Raw genomic sequence first — 22,505 nt, forward strand, 5'->3', positions numbered from 1 at the left:
GGAAAACAGGAGAGATGACAAATGGCAGAGCAGCATACAGCAGAAAATCAAGCGGGTCAATGCGATCACGGGCATGAGCATGGAGAGGGCTGCGGCATTCCGAGCTTTCATACGCGCGACCTTATTGTACGCGAAGATATTACGAAAAAAGCGAAGGAGCTGGCCGATCTAATCTTCACATCGGAGGAAGTACAGCACTATCGCCGCGCGGAGCAGCAAATCAATGGAAATGAGCGCATTCAGCAGCTTATTACCAAAATCAAAAAGAAACAAAAGGAAGTTGTCGCATTCGAAACGACTTTCAAAAACGCGGATATGGTTAAAAAAATTGAAGGCGAGATGGAAGAGCTGCAGGATGAGCTTGACGGTATTCCAATCGTAACCGAATTTCAACAAAGTCAATCCGACATTAACTATTTGCTGCAGCTTGTCATCTCAATTGTACGCGACACGGTAGCTGAGAAGATCAACGTGGAAGATGCGTCGGAGCCAGCTCCAGAGGAGTGCATCGAGTAAGCCGCTCTAGTCAACAAGTGAAGGCTGCCTGTATGAAAAGGAATAAGCCGTATATGATGCAGCTCCCGTCGGCGCAGTATCATATGCGGCTTTTTTTAAAATGAATTATTCAGATATTAAGAATTATCCGGGCACGGGGCCGAAAGGATAAATAACAAAAACCGCTTATCCCTTGTTGATGAGAATCAATGAAAGGAATAAGCGGTTTTTTATAAGTCAGCTGTGGCTTTGTGCGTTAAATGAAGATTTTTCCGCACGGCTGCTTGCGGTTGACGAGCGAATGTAGACAATGTAAGGTGTTAAGGAGATTGCTAAAATCGTGCCGGCGAGCGATTTCAGCGCATCACCGATGATGAAGGGATAAAACCCGGCTATCATCGCCTTCTGGAAGGTAAGATCGTAACCTTGCATGAGCCAAGGAATACCCGGAATGTATGCGCACAGTGAGCTGAATAACTCGAAAATAATGAAAAAAGCGATAAATGCGATGATTTTATTTCCTTTGGAGCCGCTGCTGCGTAAGAAGGCGCCAACCGCAAGGCTGACTAATAGCGCGCAGAACGGAAAGGCGAAGATAAAGCCGCCTGTAGGTCCTGTCAGATGTGCAATTCCGCCTTGGCCGCTGAACAACGGCAGGCCGAATGCCGCAAGCACGATGACGATGAATATGCTTAGGAAAGCGTTGCGCGGCGTCAGGAACAGGCCGGCTAACGCAACAGCTAATGTCTGAAGCGTAATGGGAACAAACGAGCCTCCGAGTTTAATCGTCAGTGAGCTCATGACGATAAACAATGCAGCGAATAAAGCAATGAAGACGAGCGATCGAATGTTATTGGTTTGCATAATTTGAAACGGCTCCTTTATGTAGCTGCGGATTTAATGTTAACCATATTTATTTGGACTCAGTTAACAAAATAGAATTGTAGCATAGCCAATCGTTTTGGGGAAGAGGTTGGGTGAAAGTTTTTTGGATGAAATCAGTCAGATCGAAATGAAGCAAGTAACGGTTACGCCGCCTGTCATGCTGGAAGGGCAGAAGCGGCTGCCCCTAATAAAAAATGTGTCCCTGACTATATATAAAGGGGAGTGGATAACGCTGGTTGGGCGAAACGGCAGCGGGAAGAGCACGCTTGCCAAAGTAGCTGCGGGCTTCCGTACAGCCGGCGTTGCCGGACAAATTACGAGGAGCATAAAGACTTCAGCAGAGGGCAAGCCGATTCCGATCGTGATGCAGCAGCCGGAGACAGCGATGGTCGGAGCAACGCCTTGGGAGGACGTCATTCTTATGCTTGAGCAAAATGAGCTGGCGGCTGCCGATATTCCATCAGAAGCCGCACTTGCGCTGCGAAAAGTCGGGATGGGCGACCGGCTGCATCAGCCAATTGAAACCCTATCCGGCGGGCAAAAGCAGCTGGTTGCCATAGCAGGCTGCTTGGCGGTGCAATCTCCATTGCTAGTTCTAGATGAAGTGACGGCTATGCTGGATCCCGAGGCAGCGTGCGCAGTGCTGGAGCAGGTCAGGCGCCTGCAGAAATCCGGCGTCACGGTTATGTGGATTACGCAAAAGCTGGAGGAGCTGCGCGAGGGAGATCGCATCGTGGCGATGAATGAAGGCTTGATTGCGTATGACGGACAAGCTGGAGAATGGTTTGCCAGATCTCAATCCGGGGCGAAAGACAGCATATGCGAGCAGCTCGGCTTTATAGCGCCTTATGCAGCGCAGGTCGCTTGGGAGCTTGAAGAGCAAGGCGTCAAGCTGCGGCCGTTTCCATTTACGGCCCATATGCTGGCAGAGGCGGTGAAACGCTATGAACGCTGATTGGAAGTTAAGCGGCGTTAGCGTCTATGCTGACGGAGCGGAAAAAAAACAGCTGCTTAAAGATGTTCATATGAGCTTCGAAGCGGGGAAAATTACTTTGCTGACCGGACGCAACGGTGCGGGAAAATCAACTTTGCTTGAGGCGATCGCAGGAATCCGAATGATCCAGGCGGGCAGCATCGAGCTCGGCGGTAATCCGCTGTGGGCGGAAGACAGCCGCAGAAGGCGGCTTAATCGGGACGTGGCGCTTAGGCTTTGCATAGCTATGCAAAGCTCTGAATCGCAATGGTTTGCTGCTACGGTTCGGGACGAGCTCCTTTATTCGCTAAAGCCTTACGATGTGGATGCCGCTAATGCGGAGGCGAGAATGGAGCGGGCGCTTGAGGGTGCAGGCTTGCCGCAGGAGATGCTGGAGCGTGATCCATGGACGCTCAGCGGAGGGCAGCAGCGACGGCTTTCACTCGCCTGTTTGCTGGCGTGCGAGCCGGAATGGCTGCTGCTGGACGAGCCGACGGCGGGGTTAGACGCCGCCGGTATCCGCCGCCTGTGCGCGGTGCTTGAGGCGCACAGGGCGGCGGGGCGCGGAGCGGTCGTGGCAACGCACGACCTCGACGCGCTGCTGCCGCTGGCGGACGCGGTCGCCGTGGTTGACGGCGGCACGGTCCGCGCAGCGGCTCCTGCGGCGGCGGTTGCGCATGCCGCAGCGGCGCCGCAGGCGCTTCGCGTGCTGGCGGAGCTGCGCGCGGAGGCGGCTTTGCCGCCGCAGGTGCCGGCGCGGAGCGACGGGGCGCCGTGGCCGGCGGCGCGCGAGGTTGCGGCGGCGCTGGCAGCGGAGCTGGCGCGGCGGACGGCGTTGCGGACGGCGCTGCATGCCGCCGCCCCAGCTGGTCAAGCGGAGGCGTGCATTTTGCCCAAACCATCACTGAAGGAAGAACAACCGTTAACCTGTAAACCGGAAGATGATCTTGCAGCAGCTAATGGATCCACTGCAGACTTCGCCCTTCCAGCAACAGAAAGACTTACGCCGCTCCGTTCCGACCGGTTCGATCCCCGTGCACTTGTCCTTGTTTATTTATTTCTTTCGGCAAGCGTGCTGGCGCAAAAAACGACTTTGGAGCTATCGCTTGCCGCGCTTGTAACGCTGTTGCTGTTAGTGCCATTTCGAGCGCTCATACGGCCTTGGCTGCGTGTCATTCGCGCTTATGTCATGATGATCCTTATTTTTTGCGTAATAGGGGGCGTAGAATTTGGGCCGTTATCCTTCGATTGGGATAAGGTCTGGCCGATTGCGATAAAGTTTGGCAAGCTGCTTCTTATTATGCTTATTGGGATGCCGATGCTTAAGCTCATGACGCCTTACAGGCTGCAGAGGGCCATCGAGCAAACGTTTGGCTGGCTTAACAGGCTGCGAGTACCGATTCATTCTTTCGCGCTAATCGTAACGCTAATTTTTCGGTTTATTCCGCTTTTAACAGGAGAGTGGGAGAGGTTTGCAAAGCTTGCACATGCGAGAGGGAAGGCGGTTACGCCTCTGAGAACAGTGCCATTCAACATGCTTCTTTCGGTTCTTATTCCTTATATGCGTTCTATGCTTCGTTTAGCGGAGCAGATGGCGGATGCGCTGGAGGCGCGCGGTTTCGGCTATTCGAAGCGAAAGCCCGCTTATGGCTTCCGCCTGCGATTCGGCCTGCCTGATGTCTATCTGCTCAGTATTGCTGCGGGAAGCGGCATATTGCTCTTCGTCTTAGCTTTCTTGCTTTAACAGCGGGAGAACGAAGGAAATCCACTGCCCATCCTCATCGGCAAGCAGCGTCCGCCAGCCGAGCGACGCTGCTTGCCTTATATTTTTTTCTTGATCATCGACGAACAACACATGGCTGCCTGACGGTATAAATGCGGCCGCCCTGGCGTAAATTTCCGGGTGAGGCTTTTTTAAAGCTGCCTCGCTTGAGATCGTTACGCTCTTCAAATAGGGCCTGATCGGCTTAACGATAGGCTCGATCCAAGCGGGTAGATGATTGCTTAGCAGGTGAATATCGGCGATATCGTTCCATTCAGCGATTTTCGCTAGCGCCGGCAATGGCTGCAAGCTTCTATCTATATAGGATCTCGCTCTTTCTGAGCTCAGCTTGGGCGCATGCTTATTGATCCATTCCCAAAACTGCTCCTCCGAAATGCTGCCCGTCCACAAATGTTCGCTTATTTGGCGTTTATATTCAGAGTAGAGCGCTTCTTCGGAAACGTTGGCTTCCGCTGCCAGCAGCCGCCAGAAGAGAGGCGATAAGTTTGTCGCAAGCACGCCGCCGATATCCAGCACGAGCTGGGGTCTCATCATCCTCTAACCTCCTCAGCACGCTCTTTACGTATGATCACCTTTGCATGGCGCTCCTTCATAGCCCACACGACGACAAGCGCGAATGCTATTGCGCCGAGCATTGAACCAAACAGGAAGCCTCCATTCAAGCCCCAGCTTTCATTCAGCCAGCCGGCCAGAAAAGGCCCCGAGAACATTCCGATCGCATACAATGCCTGATACAAGCCCATCGCGGTAGCGCGTCCGGGAAGCTCGACATCGCGAATAGCGAGTCCAAGCAGAAGAGGCATATGCAATCCCTGCGCAAAGCCGTTAATCGCTTGAGTCGCGACGAGCACGCCGAACGAATCCGCTAATACCATAGCCGCCGTGCAAATCGTGCTCAAAATAAAGCCAAGCCCAATCGTGCCCCAATAACCAAATCTAGGTGTGAACCACCTTGCTGTTACGAGTGAGGCGAAGGCATGAGGAAGCATGAAAGCAAACACAAGCATGGTCAGCTTAAGCCCGTCAGCTCCCATTTCTTCCGCTTTAAGCGGCGTAAACCCGAACATGGTAATAAAGAGAACGCCATGAGCGAGAATGGAGAGCAGCGATACCTGCAGCAGCGTTTTCGTTCGCACCACGTTTTTAATCATCGCAAAAGACATGCCCGGCTGCTCGCGAAGCTCCGAACGAGGCTCTTTTAGCATAAATGCAAGCAGAAATCCGATGACTGCAAGCACAGCCCCGGTGGCGAACGGCGCAATCGCGTTAAAACCGTCAGTGAGCCAGCCGCTAAGCAGCATGCCGATCATTTGCCCCGACACGGTCATCACGCTAATATTGCCCATCGCGCGTCCTGTCTGTCCGGCTCCAAAATAGCTGGCGTAAAGGACCGTGAAAGCGACCCAGGTGGAAGCGCAAACGCCTGCCATCAGCCTGCCCGCAAGCGGCCATATCCAAAGTCCCGGTATAAGAAACAGCAAGCAGCTGATTCCTGCGGTCAGCATGCCGAGCAGGATGAACGGCTTGCGCTTTCCGAAGCGGTCTGACAAGATACCGAGCGGGAAACGAACGAACATTTGCACGAAGCCGTAGCTTCCAAGCACGATGCCGATAAAAGGCAAAGTTAGTCCGCGATCGCTTAGGTAAGGCGATAAAGTAGGGACGTATACGTACATAGAGGTCCAGTATAAAATGGTTACAGTCGTAAAAAGCAATCTTTGTGCGGCCGATATTTGATTCATCGCTCTTAAAAACCCCTCTCACTTTCACTTTAGCGCATGGCAGCAGCCGTTGTCACTCCCTATTTTCAAAGCTCATTTGGAAACTTTCCCCATTCAATGGCGTATAAAGCAATGGACTTTTTAAGGTCTTTATCCAGTGGAAACGATTAATGGAAGAGGAGAATGCTTGTGAAAACAGAAAAACATCAAGCTAAAGAATGGCTTAAACCATTACGGGAATGGGTTGTATCGTTAGGCATAGCGGTTGCCGTAGCCATGCTGTTCCAGACGTATGTATATGCGCAATCGGAGGTCCGTAATGTGTCCATGCAAAATACGCTTGTCGCGGGACAACGTTTGATCGAGGATAAGTGGTCCTATCATTTTCACGAGCCGCGTCACGGGGATATTGTCATAATAAACGGCCCTGAGAGTGATTTGCGCCTGATTAAGCGAGTCGTTGGCTTACCGGGTGATGTAGTCGATATCCATAATGGGGAAGTATATTTGAACGGGGAAAAAATCGATGAGCATTACGTCAAAGGACAGACGTTTGCGGGCAGCGTAGACATCCCGTTTACAGTAGAAGAGGGGCAGCTGTTCGTCATGGGCGATAACCGCGAGCACAGCATGGACAGCCGGGAAATCGGTCCGATCGCAAGATCAAGCATCGAGGGCAAAGCCGTATTACGCGTATGGCCGCTTCCTAAGTTCGGAACGCTTGACAAATAGCAGGAGCAACGTACAGTTTGCTTAATTAAACCAGGCGAACTATTTATGCCGTTAAATAATAATGCCATTAATATATTAAGCCTTATTCAACAAACGTAATAATTTCGTAAGAATTGGTTACAAGTTCGTTTAGAAATAGCCGTTATGATAAACCATAGATTCAACAATAAGGATCAGCGAGGCGTGAAATGGATTGTCTATTCGAGTGAAGCTGTACATGTCTTACTTGGCAATGGTCTTCGTACCGATCATATTAATGAGTGCTTTTATGATCTTCATTTTTTATGCCGGCGGCGTCGAGGATGTTCGTCATTACTATGAGAGGGAAGACAAAGAGTCCTATCAGCAAGCGCTCGTATATGGCGAATTGTCATATGTGCTGCGTAATGATGCAGGCGAGCTGGAGAAGAAGCGATACGTGGCCGAGATTCAAGAAAGGCTGGGAGAGTTGTGGGCGGGCCTGCTTATTTCAAGGGAGGGGAAGATAACTTCGGTCGCCCCTTTTCTGGAGCGGGCCGCGCCGAATGAAAATTGGCAGCAGCTATTAGAGCAGCCGCCAGCAACGGTAACGTTCAATTCGTACCGCTTCGAAACGAGCACGGTCGATTTTGCCTATCCGGATGGAGGCGAAGGCAGAGCTGTGCTGCTCAGAAGGAACGATACCGTTCCTATTTATTGGAGACCTGTCGGCACAGCCTTCAGCTTGGCATTCATCGGTTTAACGAGCTTGCTGCTTACTTATTTCGTTTCCAGGAGCATCATCCGTCCGATTAAGAAGCTTGAGGCGGCGGCGCTTCAAATCAAGGACGGTGATCTGTCTCACAAAGTCGAGGCGACGACGAAGGGTGAAATCGGACAGCTCAGCATCGCATTCGAGGATATGAGGGTGCGGCTGAAGCAGTCGATCGATCAAAGCCTGCAATATGAAGAAAATCGCAAAATGCTGCTTTCCCACATTTCGCATGATCTGAAAACACCAATATCAGCAATAAAAGGCTATGTTGAAGGAATTATGGACGGAATTGCGAACACGGAGGAGAAGCGCAGCCGTTACATGGAGACCATCTACCGGAAGGCTGCGGATATGGATCAATTGATTGATGAGCTGTTCCTGTTCTCGAAGCTAGATCTGCAAACCGTCGCATTCGATTTTAAAGTAATCGATATTAGCCGTTATATGGAGCATTTCTTGGTCGAGCAGCGCTTCGATCTGGAGAAATCGGGCGTAAGACTGCTTTACAGAGAGCAAGCGGAGCCGATCATGATCGCAGCTGATCCGGATAAGCTCACCCGGGTACTCACTAATATTTTGAACAATTGCGTCAAATATATGGGTCAGCAGTCCGAGCATGCAGCAAAGCATATCACCGTTAGAGTAAAGGAATTAGAGCAGCACGCTCTCATAGAAATCGAAGATTCGGGTCCGGGCATTGATAAGGACGATTTGCCTCATATATTTGACCGCTTCTACCGTGCGGAGCAATCCCGCAATTCAGAAACAGGCGGAAGCGGTCTCGGGCTTGCAATTGTCAAACAAATTATTGAAGGGCACGGCGGTGTCGTATGGGCGGAAAATGCAGAGCATGGGGGAGCCCGCTTCTGTCTGAAGCTGCCTAAGTCGATACCCGTCAAAACGGTGGGCGCGCATGAAAAACATACTAATCATTGAAGACGAGAAAGCCATTGCCGAGCTGGAACGCGATTACTTGGAAAGCTACGGCTTTTCCGTGCACATTGAAGGGAAAGGCGATATCGGGCTGCAGAAAGCATTGGAAGGAAAGTTTGACCTTATTATTTTGGATGTCATGCTGCCAAAGATAGACGGCTTCGAAATTTGCCGCCAGATTAGACAGACGGTAAATATACCAGTACTTATGGTGACAGCTAAGAAGGAAGATATCGATAAAATTAGAGGGCTTGGCTTAGGGGCCGACGATTATATGACGAAGCCCTTCAGCCCAAGCGAGCTCGTTGCGCGTGTGAAAGCACATTTAGCCCGGTATGAACGGCTTACGTCGGACAAAACAGAGCGTGGCGACCTGATTCGCATCCGCGGTTTGTTCATTGATAAGCCATCCCGCAGAGTGATGATTCATGAACAGGAAGCGATGCTGACATCTAAGGAATACGAGCTGCTGCTTCTGCTGGCCTCTCATCCCAATCGCGTATTTGAGAAGGAAGAGCTGTTTGAGCGGATATGGGGGCTTGATTCGAACGGGGATGCAGCTACAGTCACGGTACATATTCGGAGACTGCGCGAGAAAATAGAGCATGACCCGTCAAAGCCCCAATATATCGAGACGATTTGGGGAGTTGGCTACCGTTTTAAAGTATAGATAGAAGACGAGGAGTGGAACAAATTGAAAAGCATTATACGATTTTCGATTAATAACAAATTTGCTTTATGGATATTGACGCTGCTGGTTTTAATCGCCGGGCTTTATTCGGGAATGAATATGAAGATGGAAACATTGCCAGACATAACGGTACCTATCGTTAGTGTGACGACGGTATATCCCGGGGCTGCCCCGGAAGAAATTATGGATAAAATCACGAAGCCGATCGAGCAGCGCACACGTAATCTGAACGGCGTGAACATCATCAGCTCAACGTCCTACGAGAATGCTTCCTCGGTTGTGATCGAGTATTCGTATGAGACGGATATGGATAAAGCGGCTGCCGAAGTGAAAAATGCACTTTCTGAGCTATCGCTTCCGGATGGCGCTCAGGACCCTTCGGTATCACGAATCAGCCTGAATGCCTTTCCGGTGCTATCGCTTAGCTTGTCTAACGACAGCATGAATTTGGAGCAGCTAACAAAGGAAGTTCAAGCAAATGTTTTGCCGAATTTGCAAGGCATTGAAGGTGTGGCAAGCATTCAAATTTCAGGCCAAAATGTGATGGAAGGCGAGCTTGCCTTTAAGAAGGATAAGCTGAAGCCATTCGGCTTGACTGAGGATATGGTAAAAGGGATCATTCAAGCTTCGGCCGTAACCGTCCCGCTTGGCATTTATGAATTCGGCGATACGGAGAAGGCGATCGTCGTTGACGGAAATATTTCTTCAGAGAATGATTTGAAAAATCTAATGATCATGCCGGGCGTCAAGCTAAGCGATATTGCGGATATTACCATTGTAGGCAAAGCGGAGTCGATTTCCCGTACGAACGGCAAAGATGCAATCGGTCTGAGTGTGGTGAAGGCGGCCGATTCCAATACCGTCGATGTCGTAAACAAAGTGAAAGAGGAAATCAAACAGCTTGAAGGAAAAAATGAAGGCTTATCGTTCGTCACGACGCTCGATCAAGGGAAACCTATTGAGGAATCCGTGAACACGATGTTAAGCAAAGCGGTCATAGGCGCGTTGTTCGCTGTCATTATTATTATGATCTTCTTACGCGATATTCGTTCCACGATCATTGCGGTTGTATCGATACCGTTGTCGATCCTGATAGCTCTCCTGCTTTTGAGCCGGATGGATATTACACTGAACATTATGACGCTAGGCGCAATGACTGTTGCTATCGGTCGGGTGATTGATGATTCCATAGTCGTAATCGAGAACGTCTACCGAAGAATGGCTCTCTCCACAGAGAAACTGAGGGGCAAGGATTTGATCTTCGACGCCACGCGCGAAATGTTCGTACCGATATTGGCGTCGACCATCGTAACGATTGCGGTATTTCTGCCGCTTGGATTTGTGTCCGGCATGATCGGCGAAATTTTCCTTCCGTTCGCATTAACGATCGTGTTCGCGCTATTGGCATCGCTCCTTGTAGCGATTACGGTTGTGCCGATGCTGGCGCATATGATGTTCCGTAAAGGCATAAAGCCGGGCAAAGCGCATCAAGACCGGCCGGGCCGTTTGGCGCAGGGGTACAAAGGCGTTCTTCTCTGGTCGCTCAATCACAAATTAGCCGCTTTTGGTCTGGCTGTCATTCTGTTAGTCGGAAGTTTATTCCTCGTTCCCGTTATTGGCGTCAGCTTCCTGGCCGGCGACGAGGAAAAAATGATGGTCGTATCCTATAACCCAGCCCCTGGCGAGACGCGCGAGCACGTTGAGAAGCTGTCGCTCGAAGCGGAACGGCAATTGCTTGATCGCGAAGGCATTGCAGTTGTGCAATATTCAGTGGGCGGTCAAAATCCATTTAGTCCGGGAGCTTCGAAGCAAGCCTTATTTAACCTGAGCTATGAGGATGAGTTTGCGGACTTCACCGCTGAAAAAGAAAAAATCGTACCGCTTCTTCAGGCGTTAGGCGGCAAAGGCGAATGGAAGCAGCAGGACTTCACCGGCGGCGGCCTTGGCGGATCGGGCGTATCGATGCTCGTCTATGGACCGGATATGAAGTCGCTGCAGCCAGTGGTTGACGAATTAGTGACAAAGCTTGAGGGCAACAAGGATTTGAAAAATATCGGTTCCAGCTTGTCTGAAACGTATGAGCAATACAGACTTGTGGCGAGTCAAGAGAAGCTGATTCAAAACGGCCTAACAGCTGGCCAAATTGCAATGGCGCTTAGTCCGGTTCGCGAACGTCCCGTATTGACGACTATCGAAAAGGACGGCGAAACATTCAACGTTTATGTAAAGGTTGAAGCAAAGGCGTATTCAAACAAAGCAGATCTTGAAAACGTGATGCTGACATCACAGATGGGCAAGGAAGTGGCGCTCAAAGACGTTGTGACGATCGAGGAAGGCGAATCGCCTAACACGATTACAAGACGCGATGACCGGATTTATGCCGAAGTAACGGCCGATGTAACGGCGTCTGATGTAGGTAAAGTATCAACTGAGCTTCAGAAGATGATTGACGGGACTGACCTTCCTGCTGGTGTTGACATTGAAATGGGCGGCGTAACAGACCAAATCAATGAATCGTTTACGCAGCTTGGATTAGCGATGCTGGCGGCAATCGCGGTTGTATATCTCGTGCTTGTCATTACGTTTGGCGGAGCCGTGACGCCTTTCGCGATATTATTCTCTCTGCCGTTTACGATTATTGGTGCATTAGCGGCATTGCTTATAGCAGGGGAAACCCTTAGTGTTACCGCGATGATCGGAGCGCTAATGTTAATCGGTATCGTAGTCACGAACGCGATCGTTCTAGTCGACCGCGTCATCCAGAAGGAGAAAGAAGGCTTATCCGTTCGCGAATCGTTGCTTGAAGCAGCGGGCACTCGGCTTCGTCCGATTTTAATGACGGCGATTGCTACTGTCGGGGCGCTGATTCCGCTTGCATTTGGCTTCGAATCCGGCGGACTGATCTCTAAAGGGATGGCGGTTACTGTCATCGGCGGCTTAACGAGCTCGACCTTGCTCACGCTCATTATTGTACCCGTCGTATATGAGTTCTTAAACCGTAAGAAAAAACCGCGCGCTGCAGAAGAAGGATAATGAGGCTTTATTTTAAGGTGTAACAGGGAGGCTGTCTACAAGGTCAACGACCTTGAAGGCAGCCTCCCTCTACGTAAACAATATTTCTATTAAACCTGTATATGGGCGAATGCAGCAGGAACACTAGCGGAGCTATCTTCATACGTTATGTCATGAACGATCAACGGCATTAGACCTGTTCGGGCTGCTCAACCTGCAGATCTCGATTCTTGTCTAAACCGTTGAATAAATCATGAACACATAACGGAGGTTACAGTGATGAATGAGTTTAAAAATGATCTTCAAAATCTGAATATTGACCCATACAAAACGAGCGGAATGACGCCAAATGCCGGTCAAGGTCAAGTTGATCCAGACAATTCAAGGCTCTGCATCGGCTTTTGCATTGGCTTTTGTATCGGTTTTTGTTCCTGCGGAAGCTGTTTCAGGTGCAGCAGTTGTTTCAGGTGCGCAAACTGCTTTAACTGCGCAAACTGCTTCCGCTGCGCTCGCTGCAGCAACTGCTCTCGTTGCGGCAGCTGTGCCCGCTGCAACGACTAGTGCATAATAAATGAGCAAGTAAATGGAAGTTCAAGACGCCCCTGTCAGCGATTCGGCTGACAGGGGCGTCTTTCTATATAGAAGCTGGCATGACGGACAAATAGGCATACATACCTTTATAGAGGAAATGTTGCAAGGATTTGTGACAATTTACGATAAGGAGGAATGAAATTTGGATTCTTCTATGCGTCTTAAAGTGAGAGGGGATACTTTTTTTCTCCCGAGCTCTGACGGAAGCGTCTATTTTCGAAACAATATCGGTTCGTTCCGAATGGAAGGCAGTACGATCAATCAATGGATTGAAAAATTAATGCCGGTCTTTAACGGAGAGCACTCGATGCATGAATTAACGGATGGCCTGCCGGATCAATACCAAAAGCACATATATGAAATCGCGGAAGTCCTGTATACGAACGGATTTGTTCGGGATGTAAGCCGGGACCGGCCGCATCAGCTTAAAGAAGCTGTTCTTAAGAAATATGCTTCTCAAATCGAATTTTTGGACAGCTTTGAAGGCTCGGGTGCATACAAGTTTCAGTTCTTTCGTCAATCAAACGTGCTCGCCGCCGGTTCCGGTACTTTTTTTGTATCGCTAGTGAAGTCTTTATTAGAGTCTGGGATGCCGCAAATTCGTATGGTGATTACGAATCCTGAAACGACGAATCGGCAGCGGATATTGGAGCTGGCGGAGCATGCCCGCCGAACAGACCCGGAGGTCAACGTGGATGAGGTCAGCCTGCCTAAGGAGGGGGGGATCGATTGGCGTTCGTTGGTGCAGCCGTTCGATGCGGTATTGTTTGTGTCGGGAGAGGATGGCGAGCAGGATCTAAGGGCTCTTCAAAAAATTTGCAGGGAGGAGAAAAAGGTTCTGCTGCCCGCCATAATGGTGAGGCAAGCAGGGCTTGCCGGGCCGCTTATACAACCGGATTCAGAGGGGGACTGGGAATCCGCATGGCGCCGGGTCCATCATCAAGCCGTCCATAAAGATTCCCGGCTTCACACTGTCTCCGTTACGGCAGAAGCTATGCTTGCGAATGTAATCGTCTTTGAATGGCTAAAAACGGCTACGGCAGTTGCTGTATCGGAGCTGAAAAATAAATTGTTCCTGCTTGATTTGGAGACATTGGAAGGGGGCTGGCACGCGTTCCTGCCGCATCCACTTGCAAGCGGTCGTCCCTGTATCGATCAGATAGACAATTTGGATCTGCTGTTAGAAAGTGAATCGGAACAGAAGCGCTCAACTGGCTTGATTACTTACTTCAGCCGGTTAACATCAAGTGAAACGGGTATTTTTCATGTATGGGAGGAAGGGGAGCTGCGGCAGCTTCCATTGTCCCAGTGCCGCGTGCAGACGGCAGACCCGTTGTCGGCAGGACCGTCTGAGATGCTGCCGGAAATCATTTGCAACGGCATCAATCATGAAGAGGTACGAAGGGAAGCAGGGCTTGCCGGCATCGAAGCTTATGTGTCGCGAATGTCAGACTTACTTGTAAATGCTGTACATGCGGAAAGCGACGGTGCCGCCCAGCCTCGAACGCTTGAATTTGTGGGAGTCGGAGCGGGGGAGTCGATCGCGGAAGGCATTTGCCGCGGTTTGCAAAAATGTCTGACAGACGAACATGTAAGGGCAGTAGAAGTTCATGCTCCATCTGTCAATCTAGTGCAGCTTGATAAAGTAGAGGATGAACGCTGCCGCTATTATTTAAGCGCGTTAACGACGATACAGGGTGCACCGTCGATCGGCTTTGATGAGGATGAAATAGGCTTCCCTGTCGCTTGGGTCGAATCAAACGGCTGCTGGTATGACGCGGTCGATTTCAATCGTACAAGGGCGCTGCGGAGAACATTGCAGCGAGCGCTGCTGGCTGCCCAAAACAAAGAAGCCCGCGATACGGCGAATCCGCTTAGTAAGTCTTCCATGAAAGTGAAAGAAGCTACGGCGGGAAACGTAACCATTCCGGCATGCGACCCATTGGAACATCGTGAGGTGCTGCAATCCGCTTTGCAGCAATTAAACCGTAACCGGAAGCGCCTGGTGGTCTACGATTTGTCATTTGAAGCGTTTTTGAAAGAGGGGCTGGCGGGAGCGTTCGGAGTGTCGCTTCGAGAGGAGGTTGAAGAGTGAGCGCAATCGTAGCAGTTATAGGGGAAGGGCAGCTCGCAGATTATGTTTGCGGCGAATTATCCGCAGACTACCAGATTGTCCGCCAGATGGATTTTACATCCGAAGTGCCGGAAACGGCTAAGTTGGCACTTGTACTGCATGATGGTTATATGCCATCAGATCATCAATTTGCAGAGGAAGAGTTTCAGCGCTCCGGTATACCTTGGCTGAGAGGGTTTGTTTCATTTGGCGAGGGTGTGATAGGACCGTTGGTTGTTCCTGGAGCGGCGGGATGCGGAAGTTGCGCCGATCTTCGCCGCTTAATGGCTGGAAACGACCGGAAGGAAATGTGGGAAATACAGCAGCACCTCATGCAGGAAGGGATTTCTTCCGACGTGTGGTCTTCGCGCCTAGGTCTTTTGCACATGGCTCAAGTAGTTGCAGCTGAGGTTCGGAGAGTGCTTACGGGTTCCCCTGCCCGAACAGAAAACCGGATCATGCTCATCCATCTGCAAACGTTGAACAGCACCGCTCATTTCTTTTTGCCGGATCCGCTCTGTCCGTCATGCGGACGAACACCTGAGGATTCTGCATCGGCTGCCAGGATTTCGCTGCAGCCTAGTCCGAAAATCAGTGAAAACAGCTATCGGTGCCGCTCGGCGGCTGAACTGAAAGCATTAGTGGCTAATGATTATTTGGACGCTCGGATGGGCTTTTTAAACGGAAAAATGATCGATCTCATGTCGCCATTTGCAGATTCGAGCATAAATTTGCCTTTGTTCTCGGGGGATGAAGGCTGCGCAGGCCGTACTCATTCCTATGCGGACAGCGAGATGACGGCCATTTTAGAAGGTTTGGAGCGATATTGCGGCATGTCGCCGCGCGGGAAGAGGACGGCCGTTCATGACAGTTACCTTAATTTAAAAGAGCTAGCGCTCAATCCCGTTTTGGTAGGCGTACACGGAAAGGATCAGTATGAGAGACCCGGCTTTCCATTCCGGCCGTTTGATCCAAGCAGGCAAATCGATTGGGTGTGGGGCTACTCGTTTTTGCAGGAGAGACCGATTCTCGTACCCGAGCTGCTCGCCTACTACAGCTCGGGATGCGGCCATGGATTTGTCTACGAAACCTCCAACGGTTGTGCGTTAGGCGGCAGCCTTGAGGAAGCCATTTTTTACGGCATATTGGAAGTAGTAGAACGCGATTCGTTCCTTATGGCCTGGTATGCGGAGCTGCCGCTTGCACCCCTGGATCCTTACTCCGCCGGGGATCTCGAGCTGAATTTAATGGTCGAACGTTTGCGCGAGGTGGTCTCTTATGACGTGCACTTATTCAACTCGACGATGGAACATGGCATTCCAAGCGTTTGGGCGCTCGCCAAAAACAGGACGGATAAGGGAGTAAACCTGATTTGCGCGGCTGGAGCGCATCCGGATCCGGTCCGTGCGGCAAAAGGCGCGATCCATGAGATCGCGGGCTTGCTGCTCTCGTTGAACGAGAAGCTGGAGGAGAACCGGGAGCAGTATGAACAAATGATGTATGATCCGTTTCTCGTCCGGCAAATGGACGATCATTCGATGCTGTACAGCTTAAAGCAAGCGGAGGAACGATTTGACTTTTTGCTCCAAAATGGCCGATCGTACCGGACTTTCGCAGAGGAATTTAAACCAAAGGCCGAGCATGCGGATTTGACTGATGATTTAAAGGCCTTTCTTCAAACGTTCCGCGAGTTAAATCTGGATGTGATCGTTGTGGATCAGACGACGCCGGAAACGCTGCGCAATGGACTTCATTGTGTGAAGGTATTGATTCCGGGCATGCTGCCGATGACGTTCGGTCAACATCTTATCCGCTTAAGCGGTTTGGAGAGGGTCCTTAGAATCCCTGCGGAGCTTGGGTATACAGATAAGCCTCTCACGCCTGAACAGCTAAATCAGCATCCGCATCCGTTTCCGTAAGTCCCGTCTGAAGTTTCAAAGCGGTTTTGCCCTAAGCAAAGCCTTTAGGAGGAGAAGGGATGAGTCTGAAGGCATTTTTGCACCAATTGCAATACGACCCGGACAAGGCCAAACCTCAAAATTGGGAGACCGACTGGGAAGACGCCCCGCTCCCGTATAAGCTTTACCGGCATTTGCCGGTTTTTCCCCTCTCCGCGGACATTCCGCTTACATTGAAGGTAGAGCGGGATTATGCAAAGCCAACGCTTCGGGAGCTCGGCCATTTTCTGTGGTATACATTCGGACTTACGCAGCTCAGCCAAGCTGTATACGGACCGGAAGCGGGTGGCGATTGGGGCGGCTCGATGCAGCTTTGCAGGCGCTACGTTCCTTCAGGCGGCGGTTTGTATCCAAGCGAGCTTTATCTTTATTTGAAGCTAGAGGATTTGCCTCAAGGCATTTATCATTATGATGTGGCGCATCATCGGTTGATACTGCTTCGCGAAGGTGATTTTGACTGCTACTTGGGAAAGGCGCTAGGCAATCGCTGCGACATTCCCGCTTGCTTCGGCGTCGCATTCGTGTCAACCATGTTTTGGAAAAATTACTATAAGTACAATAATTTCTCTTATCGCCTCCAGGGGCTGGATGCCGGACTTCTGATCGGACAGCTGCTGGAGGTGGCAAAAAGGTTCGGTTTTGCGACGGGGGTGTATTTTCAATTTCTTGACCGTGCCGTTAACCATCTGCTTGGGTTATCCGAGCAGGAAGAGAGCGCTTATGCGGCCGTTCCGCTTTCTGCTGAGCCGGATATCGAATGGTTTCATGAGAACAAGGACGAAGATCTCATGTCTGCGGCTGATTTATGCGGAGAACTAGCAGCGGTTGAGCATGAGCACTACAGGCGTTCGAAGAAAGTAGCGGATTATCCGATGCTCTTAAAGCTGAACGCTGCATCCATGACGGACTCCTCACAATTTTTCCGGCAAATCGGAAGGGAAATAGATGCCTCCGTTGAGAGCTCAGCGTATATGCTGCCGCGCGTGAATAGGCTGTCTTATGATCTGGCGGCGGTTTTCCGGGAGCGTTATTCACCGGAAAATGAATACGTTTTGCAGCCGGTTAGCAAATCCACCCTCGCTGCTCTACTACAAGAGGTTTTGGCATCCTTTAAGTACCGCAATGATTTGGATGGTAAGCTGCAGAGACCGCAAACCCGCGTTTCCCTTTATGGCTGCTTCTATGGCGTTGACGGGATTGGCAATGGAGCTTATCGCTATGACGGCTCGGAGCATGCCTTGCGGCTGGTTCGTTCCGGAGATCACCGGTCCTGGCTGCAGCAGGGGATGTCGCTGGATAACGTAAATTTGTATCAAGTACCGCTATGCTTTCATGTGGCAGGGGATATGGAACATTACCAAGCGAAGCTAGGCTATCGAGGCTATCGTATCCAACAAATGGAGGCGGGTATGCTCGTTCAACGTCTGCTGCTTGCAGCTGCCGCTTCCAAAATGGGGGGACGCCCGCTGCTCGGTTTTGATGCAAACGCGAGTGATGATCTTTACGGGATGGCTCCTTTCGGACATTCAAGCCTTATCCAAATTCCGGTCGGTCATTGCCGTGGTCGTTCGCGGCTTGAGGGGAGTTTGGCACACTAGCTGTTAAACCAAAAAGGACAGATGGAATGTTGATGACATTCCGCTGTCCTCTTTGGTTTATGCGTTTTGTTAAGCGGAGGGCCGCAAGTTTACCTGGGTTGCCCTGTTTCAGCCGGGTAGCATACGACAGGATAACATACATGGTGAGGGTGGGCCGATGGATGGTGCCATTCATGATGATCATCGAGTGAGGTGTTCTCCATACCATCGTGTCCATCCTGCGGATCATGATGCCCGTAGTGCACGTGGTGATCCCATGTTTCATGCATCGCAGGATGGTAATCATGCATGTGATGGTAGTCATGCATGTGATGGAAATCATGCATGTGATGGAAATCATGCATGTGATGGTAGTCATGCATGTGATGCAAGTCATGCATGTGATGGTAGTCATGCATGTGATGGTAGTCATGCATGTGATGCAAGTCATGCATGTGATGGAAATCATGCATATGATGCAAATCATGCATATGATGCAAGTCATGCATGTGATGGAAATCGAGCATATGATGGAAATCATGCATGTGGCTCAGATCTACGCAGCAATGACAATGGGTTTTCGGAGTCTTCTCAGTCTCGGCTTGTGTTTGCATTTCCGGTTGATTAGGGCTTACTTGCATTTGCTGGTAATAATCCGGCATGGCAGCCGATTGTTGTATATAAGGCTGATTTGATATCATGATTTGCCTCCTTTTTTTCATACTTTACAATATGCCTTAATCGAAAAAAGGGCACTTATCCCTATAAAATGGGCTTAAGCAGTGGAAACGGCTCCTTCTATCGCTATTAATCCAATTAGGCTGCATAGGACGAAACGAAGAAGGCGACGCTAGTACTATCACAATGAATCAGACAGGTGGTGGTAAAATGCTTCGTCATATCGTAATGAAGGCTGTGTTTGTCTTGCTGAGCCTAGCGCACTCTGAGGTGATGACAGCGGATGAGGCGGCCCTGCATGCGGAACCGGCTTATGCAAAGTGGGGTAAGCTTGCCATAGAGGAAACGTCGAAAATGTATCGTAACGCTTCCATTATCGATTATAAATATGAAGGCAGAACAAAGCTGTCAGAGGAGCAAGCGCAGGAGAACTTCGTGCTTTGGCTGCGAAAGGACTCGCGGGAATTTGGTGTTAGGGTCAGTATTACGATCCAGATAAGCTCGGATCAGCTGCTGCATCTCCAGATAAAGGAGCTTAATCCGAATTAATTGAAACATCCTATGCAGCTGCTCCGTAATAGTAGAAGCAAAATTAGATCATATGCTTCAGGATGAAGCGGGAGGAGCTTAACGATGCTAATTACGACAACGCCAACGATTGAGGGACGTCCGATTCAGGATTATGTAGGGGTCGTTACGGGTGAAGCGATTATGGGAGCCAACGTCGTTCGCGATTTTTTTGCATCGATTACGGACATCGTAGGAGGCCGCTCCGGTGCATATGAGGGCAAGCTGAAGGAAGCGCGTGACGTTGCGATCGATGAAATGAAAAATCAGGCTGCCCGGCTGGGAGCCAATGCGATCGTTGCCATCGATATTGATTACGAGGTCGTGCGGGAAGGAATGCTGATGGTTGCCGTTAGCGGAACGGCCGTTCGTCTATAACGGGATTGCAAATTATAGGAAAAGCGATACAAATTTGATTGGTATAAGCAACGCTTATGCAATCGGGTTTTATCGCTTTTTTTGTTGTGCAGCGGTAGACTATAGTTGGCATGCAAGGTTACTAGAGTGTGCTCTATTGATTTTACAATCTATTAGATAAAATGATAGGTTTCGGTTATACTCAGGATGAAAGCTTTGATAAAATGATTACCGGTTTACATGGTTTCCAGCATCTGATTTCAAACAAAATCAGATGCTTTTTTATTTGATTTTTTTTTTCAGTAGGAAAGCGGGCTGCATATGAGAATTAATAAATATATAAGCGAAACAGGCTTTTGTTCGAGAAGGGAAACGGATCGCTTAATAAGCGCCCGAAGAATTACGATTAATAATGTGATTTGTTTGCCGGGGGCTTCCGTAGCGCCTGAAGATGTTGTTCTTATTGACGGAAACGCAATAGCGAGCAAAGGGGAAGCCGTTTATATTGCGCTTAATAAACCGGTTGGCATAACTTGCACAGCAGCAAAGCATGTTAATGGTAATATTATTGATTTTATAAACCATCCCGCCCGGATTTTTGCGATTGGCAGATTGGATAAAGCATCGGAGGGATTAATTTTATTAACGAATGACGGAGATATCGTAAACAAAATGATGCGCTCGGAGAACGGACATGAGAAAGAATACTTGGTGAAAGTAGATAAACCGGTCACATCCCGGTTTCTTCAGGAAATGTCGAACGGCGTGGAGATTTTAGGCACTAGAACAAAGCCATGCGCTGCAATGATGCATAGTGAAAATGAGTTCCGGATTATCCTGACTGAAGGCCTTAATCTACAAATTCGGAGAATGTGCAAGGCTCTCGGTTTCAGAGTTTTACGGCTCGAACGCATAAGAATTATGGATATTACCTTGGACGGTTTAGAAAAAGGGGAATGGAAAGACCTCACCGCAGGCCAGTTACAGAGGCTTCACGCACAGCTTTATTAAAATAAGGCTTATAGATGCACGCATATGCTATGATGTCATTCCAATATAGACATTGACTTACCTTCGCGATACAATGCATGTGAACGAATAAAGAAAAGCTTGAAGGGATGGAATATATGTATCCGGAAATAACGACAGCTGAGCTGGAAAACCAGCTGAAAGAAGGCAAATCCTTAAACCTCGTTGATGTTCGTGAACCAGACGAATGGCAGGCCGGCCATATCAAGGAAGCACGCAGCATTCCGCTGTCTGAGCTTCAAGAGCGCATCAATGAGCTTCAGCAAGGCGACCAAGAAATCATACTCATCTGCCGCAGCGGCGGACGCAGCGGCAAAGCCTGCGACTTCCTGCACGCCCAAGGCTATAAAGTCGTCAACGTAGCCGGCGGCATGCTCCAATGGCCAGGCGAGGTTACATACGGCGAATAAACGGGAAAATTAATCCCTGCACAAAGCTATTTTTTGAAAAAGGTCCTTCTGAGGGCTTTTTTTTTTTATCCGAATTCATCCTCAAATATACGGTCGGCTGCAGGATAAAAACCTGCGGCTTTTTGATGTTAATGACCGTCCTATTTTAATAAATTCGCTTATTGGATCATAAAAAAGAGTATAAGGATTTAGCTCCTTGCAGCTTGTTATGGGGGTTAGATGTTAGCCGGATATATTTTTAACGACATTTAGGTTATTCTTAAAAGCATATTTGATTTCAGGTAAATTAGTTCAAGCTGCGTCGTAAATGAAGTGAAGGATTGGGTGATGGCAATGATCATAATCAAGTCGAAGGACGAAATTTTGAAAATGAAAAAAGCGGGTGAGATTTTAGCGGCCTGCCACCGGGAGCTGCGCACATTCATTCGTCCCGGTATTACGACACTGGAAATCGATCAATTTGTTGAAGCTTTTCTGAAAAAAAATGGAGCATTACCGGAACAAAAAGGTTATCACGGATATCCGTTCGCGACTTGCACTTCGGTTAATGATGTTATATGTCACGGTTTTCCTAGTCAGACGCTATTAGTGGAAGGAGATATCGTGACGGTTGATATGGTTGTCAATCTGGATGGCTGGCTTGCGGATTCGGCTTGGTCGTATGCGATCGGGAATGTGTCGGAAAAATCGCAGAAGCTGCTTGATGTTACGAAGGAATCGCTCTATAAAGGCATTGAGCAGGCCGTTGCGGGAAATAGAATCGGGGATATTTCGCATGCCATTCAAGTTTTTGCCGAAGCGCAAGGATTCTCGGTCGTGAGAGATTTTATAGGACATGGCATCGGCCAGGAAATGCATGAGGAGCCTCAAGTGCCCCACTATGGACCTCCTCACAAAGGAACGCGTTTAAAGGCTGGAATGGTGCTGACAATCGAACCGATGTTAAATACGGGGAAATATCACAGCAAAATCGATCAGGACGGCTGGACGGCCAGAACGGTAGACGGCGGCTTATCGGCTCAATATGAGCATACGATTGCCATTACGGAGGATGGTCCGGTCATTCTGACGGAGCAATAGGCGTGCATTCTAAAAAGTCTTTTTTCCATCTTGACATGACCATTGGTATCCTGTATAAATACATTTAAGCAAGCAATTGGATATAAATAACATTAGTGATTGGGACAGTAGTCTATGGCGGATAGTCACAGCGAGCCGGGTCGTTGGAAGCCGGTACGGATGCCTTAGATGAAACGGGCCCAGGAAA

20 protein-coding genes and 1 other annotated feature (1 of these 21 only partly in view) are annotated in these 22,505 nt (G+C 49.6%); of the genes, 17 read left to right on the forward strand and 3 right to left on the reverse strand.

From position 1 onward, the window contains the following. Positions 1-21 precede the first annotated feature (21 nt). A complete protein-coding gene (locus tag ASG81_RS18550; protein WP_056637349.1) occupies positions 22-516 on the forward strand; it encodes a RicAFT regulatory complex protein RicA family protein in 495 nt (164 codons plus the stop codon). Between the two features lie 216 nt (positions 517-732). Here the strand turns inward: ASG81_RS18550 and ASG81_RS18555 are convergent, their stop codons facing one another. Then, entirely contained in the window at positions 733-1,359 is a 627-nt protein-coding gene (locus tag ASG81_RS18555) for a biotin transporter BioY (protein WP_056637354.1), read from the reverse strand. 124 nt (positions 1,360-1,483) lie between these two features. Here ASG81_RS18555 and ASG81_RS18560 point away from each other — a divergent pair, with 124 nt between their 5' ends. Both ASG81_RS18560 and ASG81_RS18565 read left to right on the forward strand, forming a co-directional pair. Next, positions 1,484-2,335 (forward strand): ATP-binding cassette domain-containing protein, encoded by an 852-nt coding sequence (locus tag ASG81_RS18560; RefSeq protein ID WP_056637357.1) that lies wholly within the window; start codon positions 1,484-1,486, stop codon positions 2,333-2,335. Further along, positions 2,325-4,097 (forward strand): ATP-binding cassette domain-containing protein, encoded by a 1,773-nt coding sequence (locus ASG81_RS18565; protein ID WP_056637359.1) that lies wholly within the window; start codon positions 2,325-2,327, stop codon positions 4,095-4,097. Before ASG81_RS18560 ends, ASG81_RS18565 begins: the two co-directional genes overlap by 11 nt. Here ASG81_RS18565 and ASG81_RS18570 read toward each other — a convergent pair. Beyond that, on the reverse strand, positions 4,080-4,670 hold the full coding sequence (locus ASG81_RS18570) for an HAD family hydrolase (RefSeq protein WP_056637368.1): 591 nt from the start codon (positions 4,668-4,670) through the stop codon (positions 4,080-4,082). The two genes, ASG81_RS18565 and ASG81_RS18570, sit on opposite strands and share 18 nt — an antisense overlap. Continuing rightward, positions 4,667-5,878: an MFS transporter gene (locus ASG81_RS18575; RefSeq protein ID WP_056637371.1), complete on the reverse strand. Its 1,212-nt coding sequence runs from the start codon at positions 5,876-5,878 to the stop codon at positions 4,667-4,669. Before ASG81_RS18575 ends, ASG81_RS18570 begins: the two co-directional genes overlap by 4 nt. A gap of 168 nt (positions 5,879-6,046) precedes the next feature. On the opposite strand from ASG81_RS18575, the gene lepB reads away from it, so the two are divergent. From lepB to map, 14 genes are all read left to right on the forward strand, one after another. After that, positions 6,047-6,589 carry a signal peptidase I gene (gene lepB, locus ASG81_RS18580; protein ID WP_056637374.1) on the forward strand — a complete coding sequence of 181 codons (543 nt, stop codon included), beginning with the start codon at positions 6,047-6,049 and terminating at the stop codon, positions 6,587-6,589. A gap of 193 nt (positions 6,590-6,782) precedes the next feature. Further along, positions 6,783-8,258, forward strand: coding sequence for a sensor histidine kinase (locus tag ASG81_RS18585; protein ID WP_056637376.1), 1,476 nt, complete (start codon positions 6,783-6,785; stop codon positions 8,256-8,258). Next, positions 8,236-8,925, forward strand: a complete 690-nt coding sequence (locus tag ASG81_RS18590; RefSeq protein ID WP_056637378.1) for a response regulator transcription factor — start codon at positions 8,236-8,238, stop codon at positions 8,923-8,925. Before ASG81_RS18585 ends, ASG81_RS18590 begins: the two co-directional genes overlap by 23 nt. A 24-nt stretch (positions 8,926-8,949) precedes the next feature. Further along, the gene (locus tag ASG81_RS18595) at positions 8,950-11,979 is read left to right on the forward strand and encodes an efflux RND transporter permease subunit (protein ID WP_056637381.1); all 3,030 of its coding nucleotides are present in this window, start codon (positions 8,950-8,952) and stop codon (positions 11,977-11,979) included. A gap of 328 nt (positions 11,980-12,307) precedes the next feature. Continuing rightward, entirely contained in the window at positions 12,308-12,526 is a 219-nt protein-coding gene (locus tag ASG81_RS18600) for a hypothetical protein (RefSeq protein WP_056637383.1), read from the forward strand. A 165-nt stretch (positions 12,527-12,691) separates the two neighbouring features. Beyond that, positions 12,692-14,644: a putative thiazole-containing bacteriocin maturation protein gene (locus ASG81_RS18605; protein WP_056637388.1), complete on the forward strand. Its 1,953-nt coding sequence runs from the start codon at positions 12,692-12,694 to the stop codon at positions 14,642-14,644. Continuing rightward, positions 14,641-16,581, forward strand: a complete 1,941-nt coding sequence (locus tag ASG81_RS18610) for a TOMM precursor leader peptide-binding protein (RefSeq protein WP_056637392.1) — start codon at positions 14,641-14,643, stop codon at positions 16,579-16,581. The genes ASG81_RS18605 and ASG81_RS18610 overlap by 4 nt, the downstream gene beginning before the upstream one ends. Positions 16,582-16,640: 59 nt before the next feature. After that, positions 16,641-18,218 carry a SagB family peptide dehydrogenase gene (locus ASG81_RS18615; protein WP_056637394.1) on the forward strand — a complete coding sequence of 526 codons (1,578 nt, stop codon included), beginning with the start codon at positions 16,641-16,643 and terminating at the stop codon, positions 18,216-18,218. Between the two features lie 284 nt (positions 18,219-18,502). After that, a complete protein-coding gene (locus ASG81_RS18620; RefSeq protein ID WP_056637399.1) occupies positions 18,503-18,892 on the forward strand; it encodes a hypothetical protein in 390 nt (129 codons plus the stop codon). A 193-nt stretch (positions 18,893-19,085) separates the two neighbouring features. Further along, positions 19,086-19,424, forward strand: coding sequence for a DUF3889 domain-containing protein (locus ASG81_RS18625; RefSeq protein ID WP_056637402.1), 339 nt, complete (start codon positions 19,086-19,088; stop codon positions 19,422-19,424). Positions 19,425-19,508: 84 nt separating this feature from the next. Then, positions 19,509-19,820: a YbjQ family protein gene (locus ASG81_RS18630; RefSeq protein ID WP_056637404.1), complete on the forward strand. Its 312-nt coding sequence runs from the start codon at positions 19,509-19,511 to the stop codon at positions 19,818-19,820. Between the two features lie 300 nt (positions 19,821-20,120). Then, entirely contained in the window at positions 20,121-20,810 is a 690-nt protein-coding gene (locus ASG81_RS18635) for a pseudouridine synthase (RefSeq protein WP_056637408.1), read from the forward strand. A 116-nt stretch (positions 20,811-20,926) separates the two neighbouring features. Continuing rightward, entirely contained in the window at positions 20,927-21,238 is a 312-nt protein-coding gene (locus tag ASG81_RS18640; RefSeq protein ID WP_442952912.1) for a rhodanese-like domain-containing protein, read from the forward strand. Positions 21,239-21,571: 333 nt separating this feature from the next. Further along, complete coding sequence (gene map, locus ASG81_RS18645) at positions 21,572-22,318, forward strand: type I methionyl aminopeptidase (RefSeq protein WP_056637729.1); 747 nt, start codon at positions 21,572-21,574, stop codon at positions 22,316-22,318. Positions 22,319-22,404: 86 nt separating this feature from the next. Then, positions 22,405-22,505, forward strand: a binding site (T-box leader) (it continues 132 nt past the right edge of the window).

This window comes from Paenibacillus sp. Soil522 (genome assembly GCF_001428245.1).
In the GTDB taxonomy this organism is placed as follows: domain Bacteria; phylum Bacillota; class Bacilli; order Paenibacillales; family Paenibacillaceae; genus Pristimantibacillus.

Excerpts from the sequence above, each read along its gene's own strand:
- ASG81_RS18550 (WP_056637349.1), top strand. The coding sequence starts at position 22 with ATGGCAGAGCAGCATACAGCAGAAAATCAAGCGGGTCAATGCGATCAC.
- ASG81_RS18555 (WP_056637354.1), bottom strand. The coding sequence starts at position 1,359 with ATGCAAACCAATAACATTCGATCGCTCGTCTTCATTGCTTTATTCGCT.
- ASG81_RS18565 (WP_056637359.1), top strand. The coding sequence starts at position 2,325 with ATGAACGCTGATTGGAAGTTAAGCGGCGTTAGCGTCTATGCTGACGGA.
- ASG81_RS18570 (WP_056637368.1), bottom strand. The coding sequence starts at position 4,670 with ATGATGAGACCCCAGCTCGTGCTGGATATCGGCGGCGTGCTTGCGACA.
- ASG81_RS18575 (WP_056637371.1), bottom strand. The coding sequence starts at position 5,878 with ATGAATCAAATATCGGCCGCACAAAGATTGCTTTTTACGACTGTAACC.
- ASG81_RS18590 (WP_056637378.1), top strand. The coding sequence starts at position 8,236 with ATGAAAAACATACTAATCATTGAAGACGAGAAAGCCATTGCCGAGCTG.
- ASG81_RS18600 (WP_056637383.1), top strand. The coding sequence starts at position 12,308 with ATGCCGGTCAAGGTCAAGTTGATCCAGACAATTCAAGGCTCTGCATCG.
- ASG81_RS18615 (WP_056637394.1), top strand. The coding sequence starts at position 16,641 with ATGAGTCTGAAGGCATTTTTGCACCAATTGCAATACGACCCGGACAAG.
- ASG81_RS18620 (WP_056637399.1), top strand. The coding sequence starts at position 18,503 with ATGCATGTGATGGTAGTCATGCATGTGATGGAAATCATGCATGTGATG.
- ASG81_RS18625 (WP_056637402.1), top strand. The coding sequence starts at position 19,086 with ATGCTTCGTCATATCGTAATGAAGGCTGTGTTTGTCTTGCTGAGCCTA.
- ASG81_RS18630 (WP_056637404.1), top strand. The coding sequence starts at position 19,509 with ATGCTAATTACGACAACGCCAACGATTGAGGGACGTCCGATTCAGGAT.
- ASG81_RS18635 (WP_056637408.1), top strand. The coding sequence starts at position 20,121 with ATGAGAATTAATAAATATATAAGCGAAACAGGCTTTTGTTCGAGAAGG.
- ASG81_RS18640 (WP_442952912.1), top strand. The coding sequence starts at position 20,927 with ATGTATCCGGAAATAACGACAGCTGAGCTGGAAAACCAGCTGAAAGAA.
- map (WP_056637729.1), top strand. The coding sequence starts at position 21,572 with ATGATCATAATCAAGTCGAAGGACGAAATTTTGAAAATGAAAAAAGCG.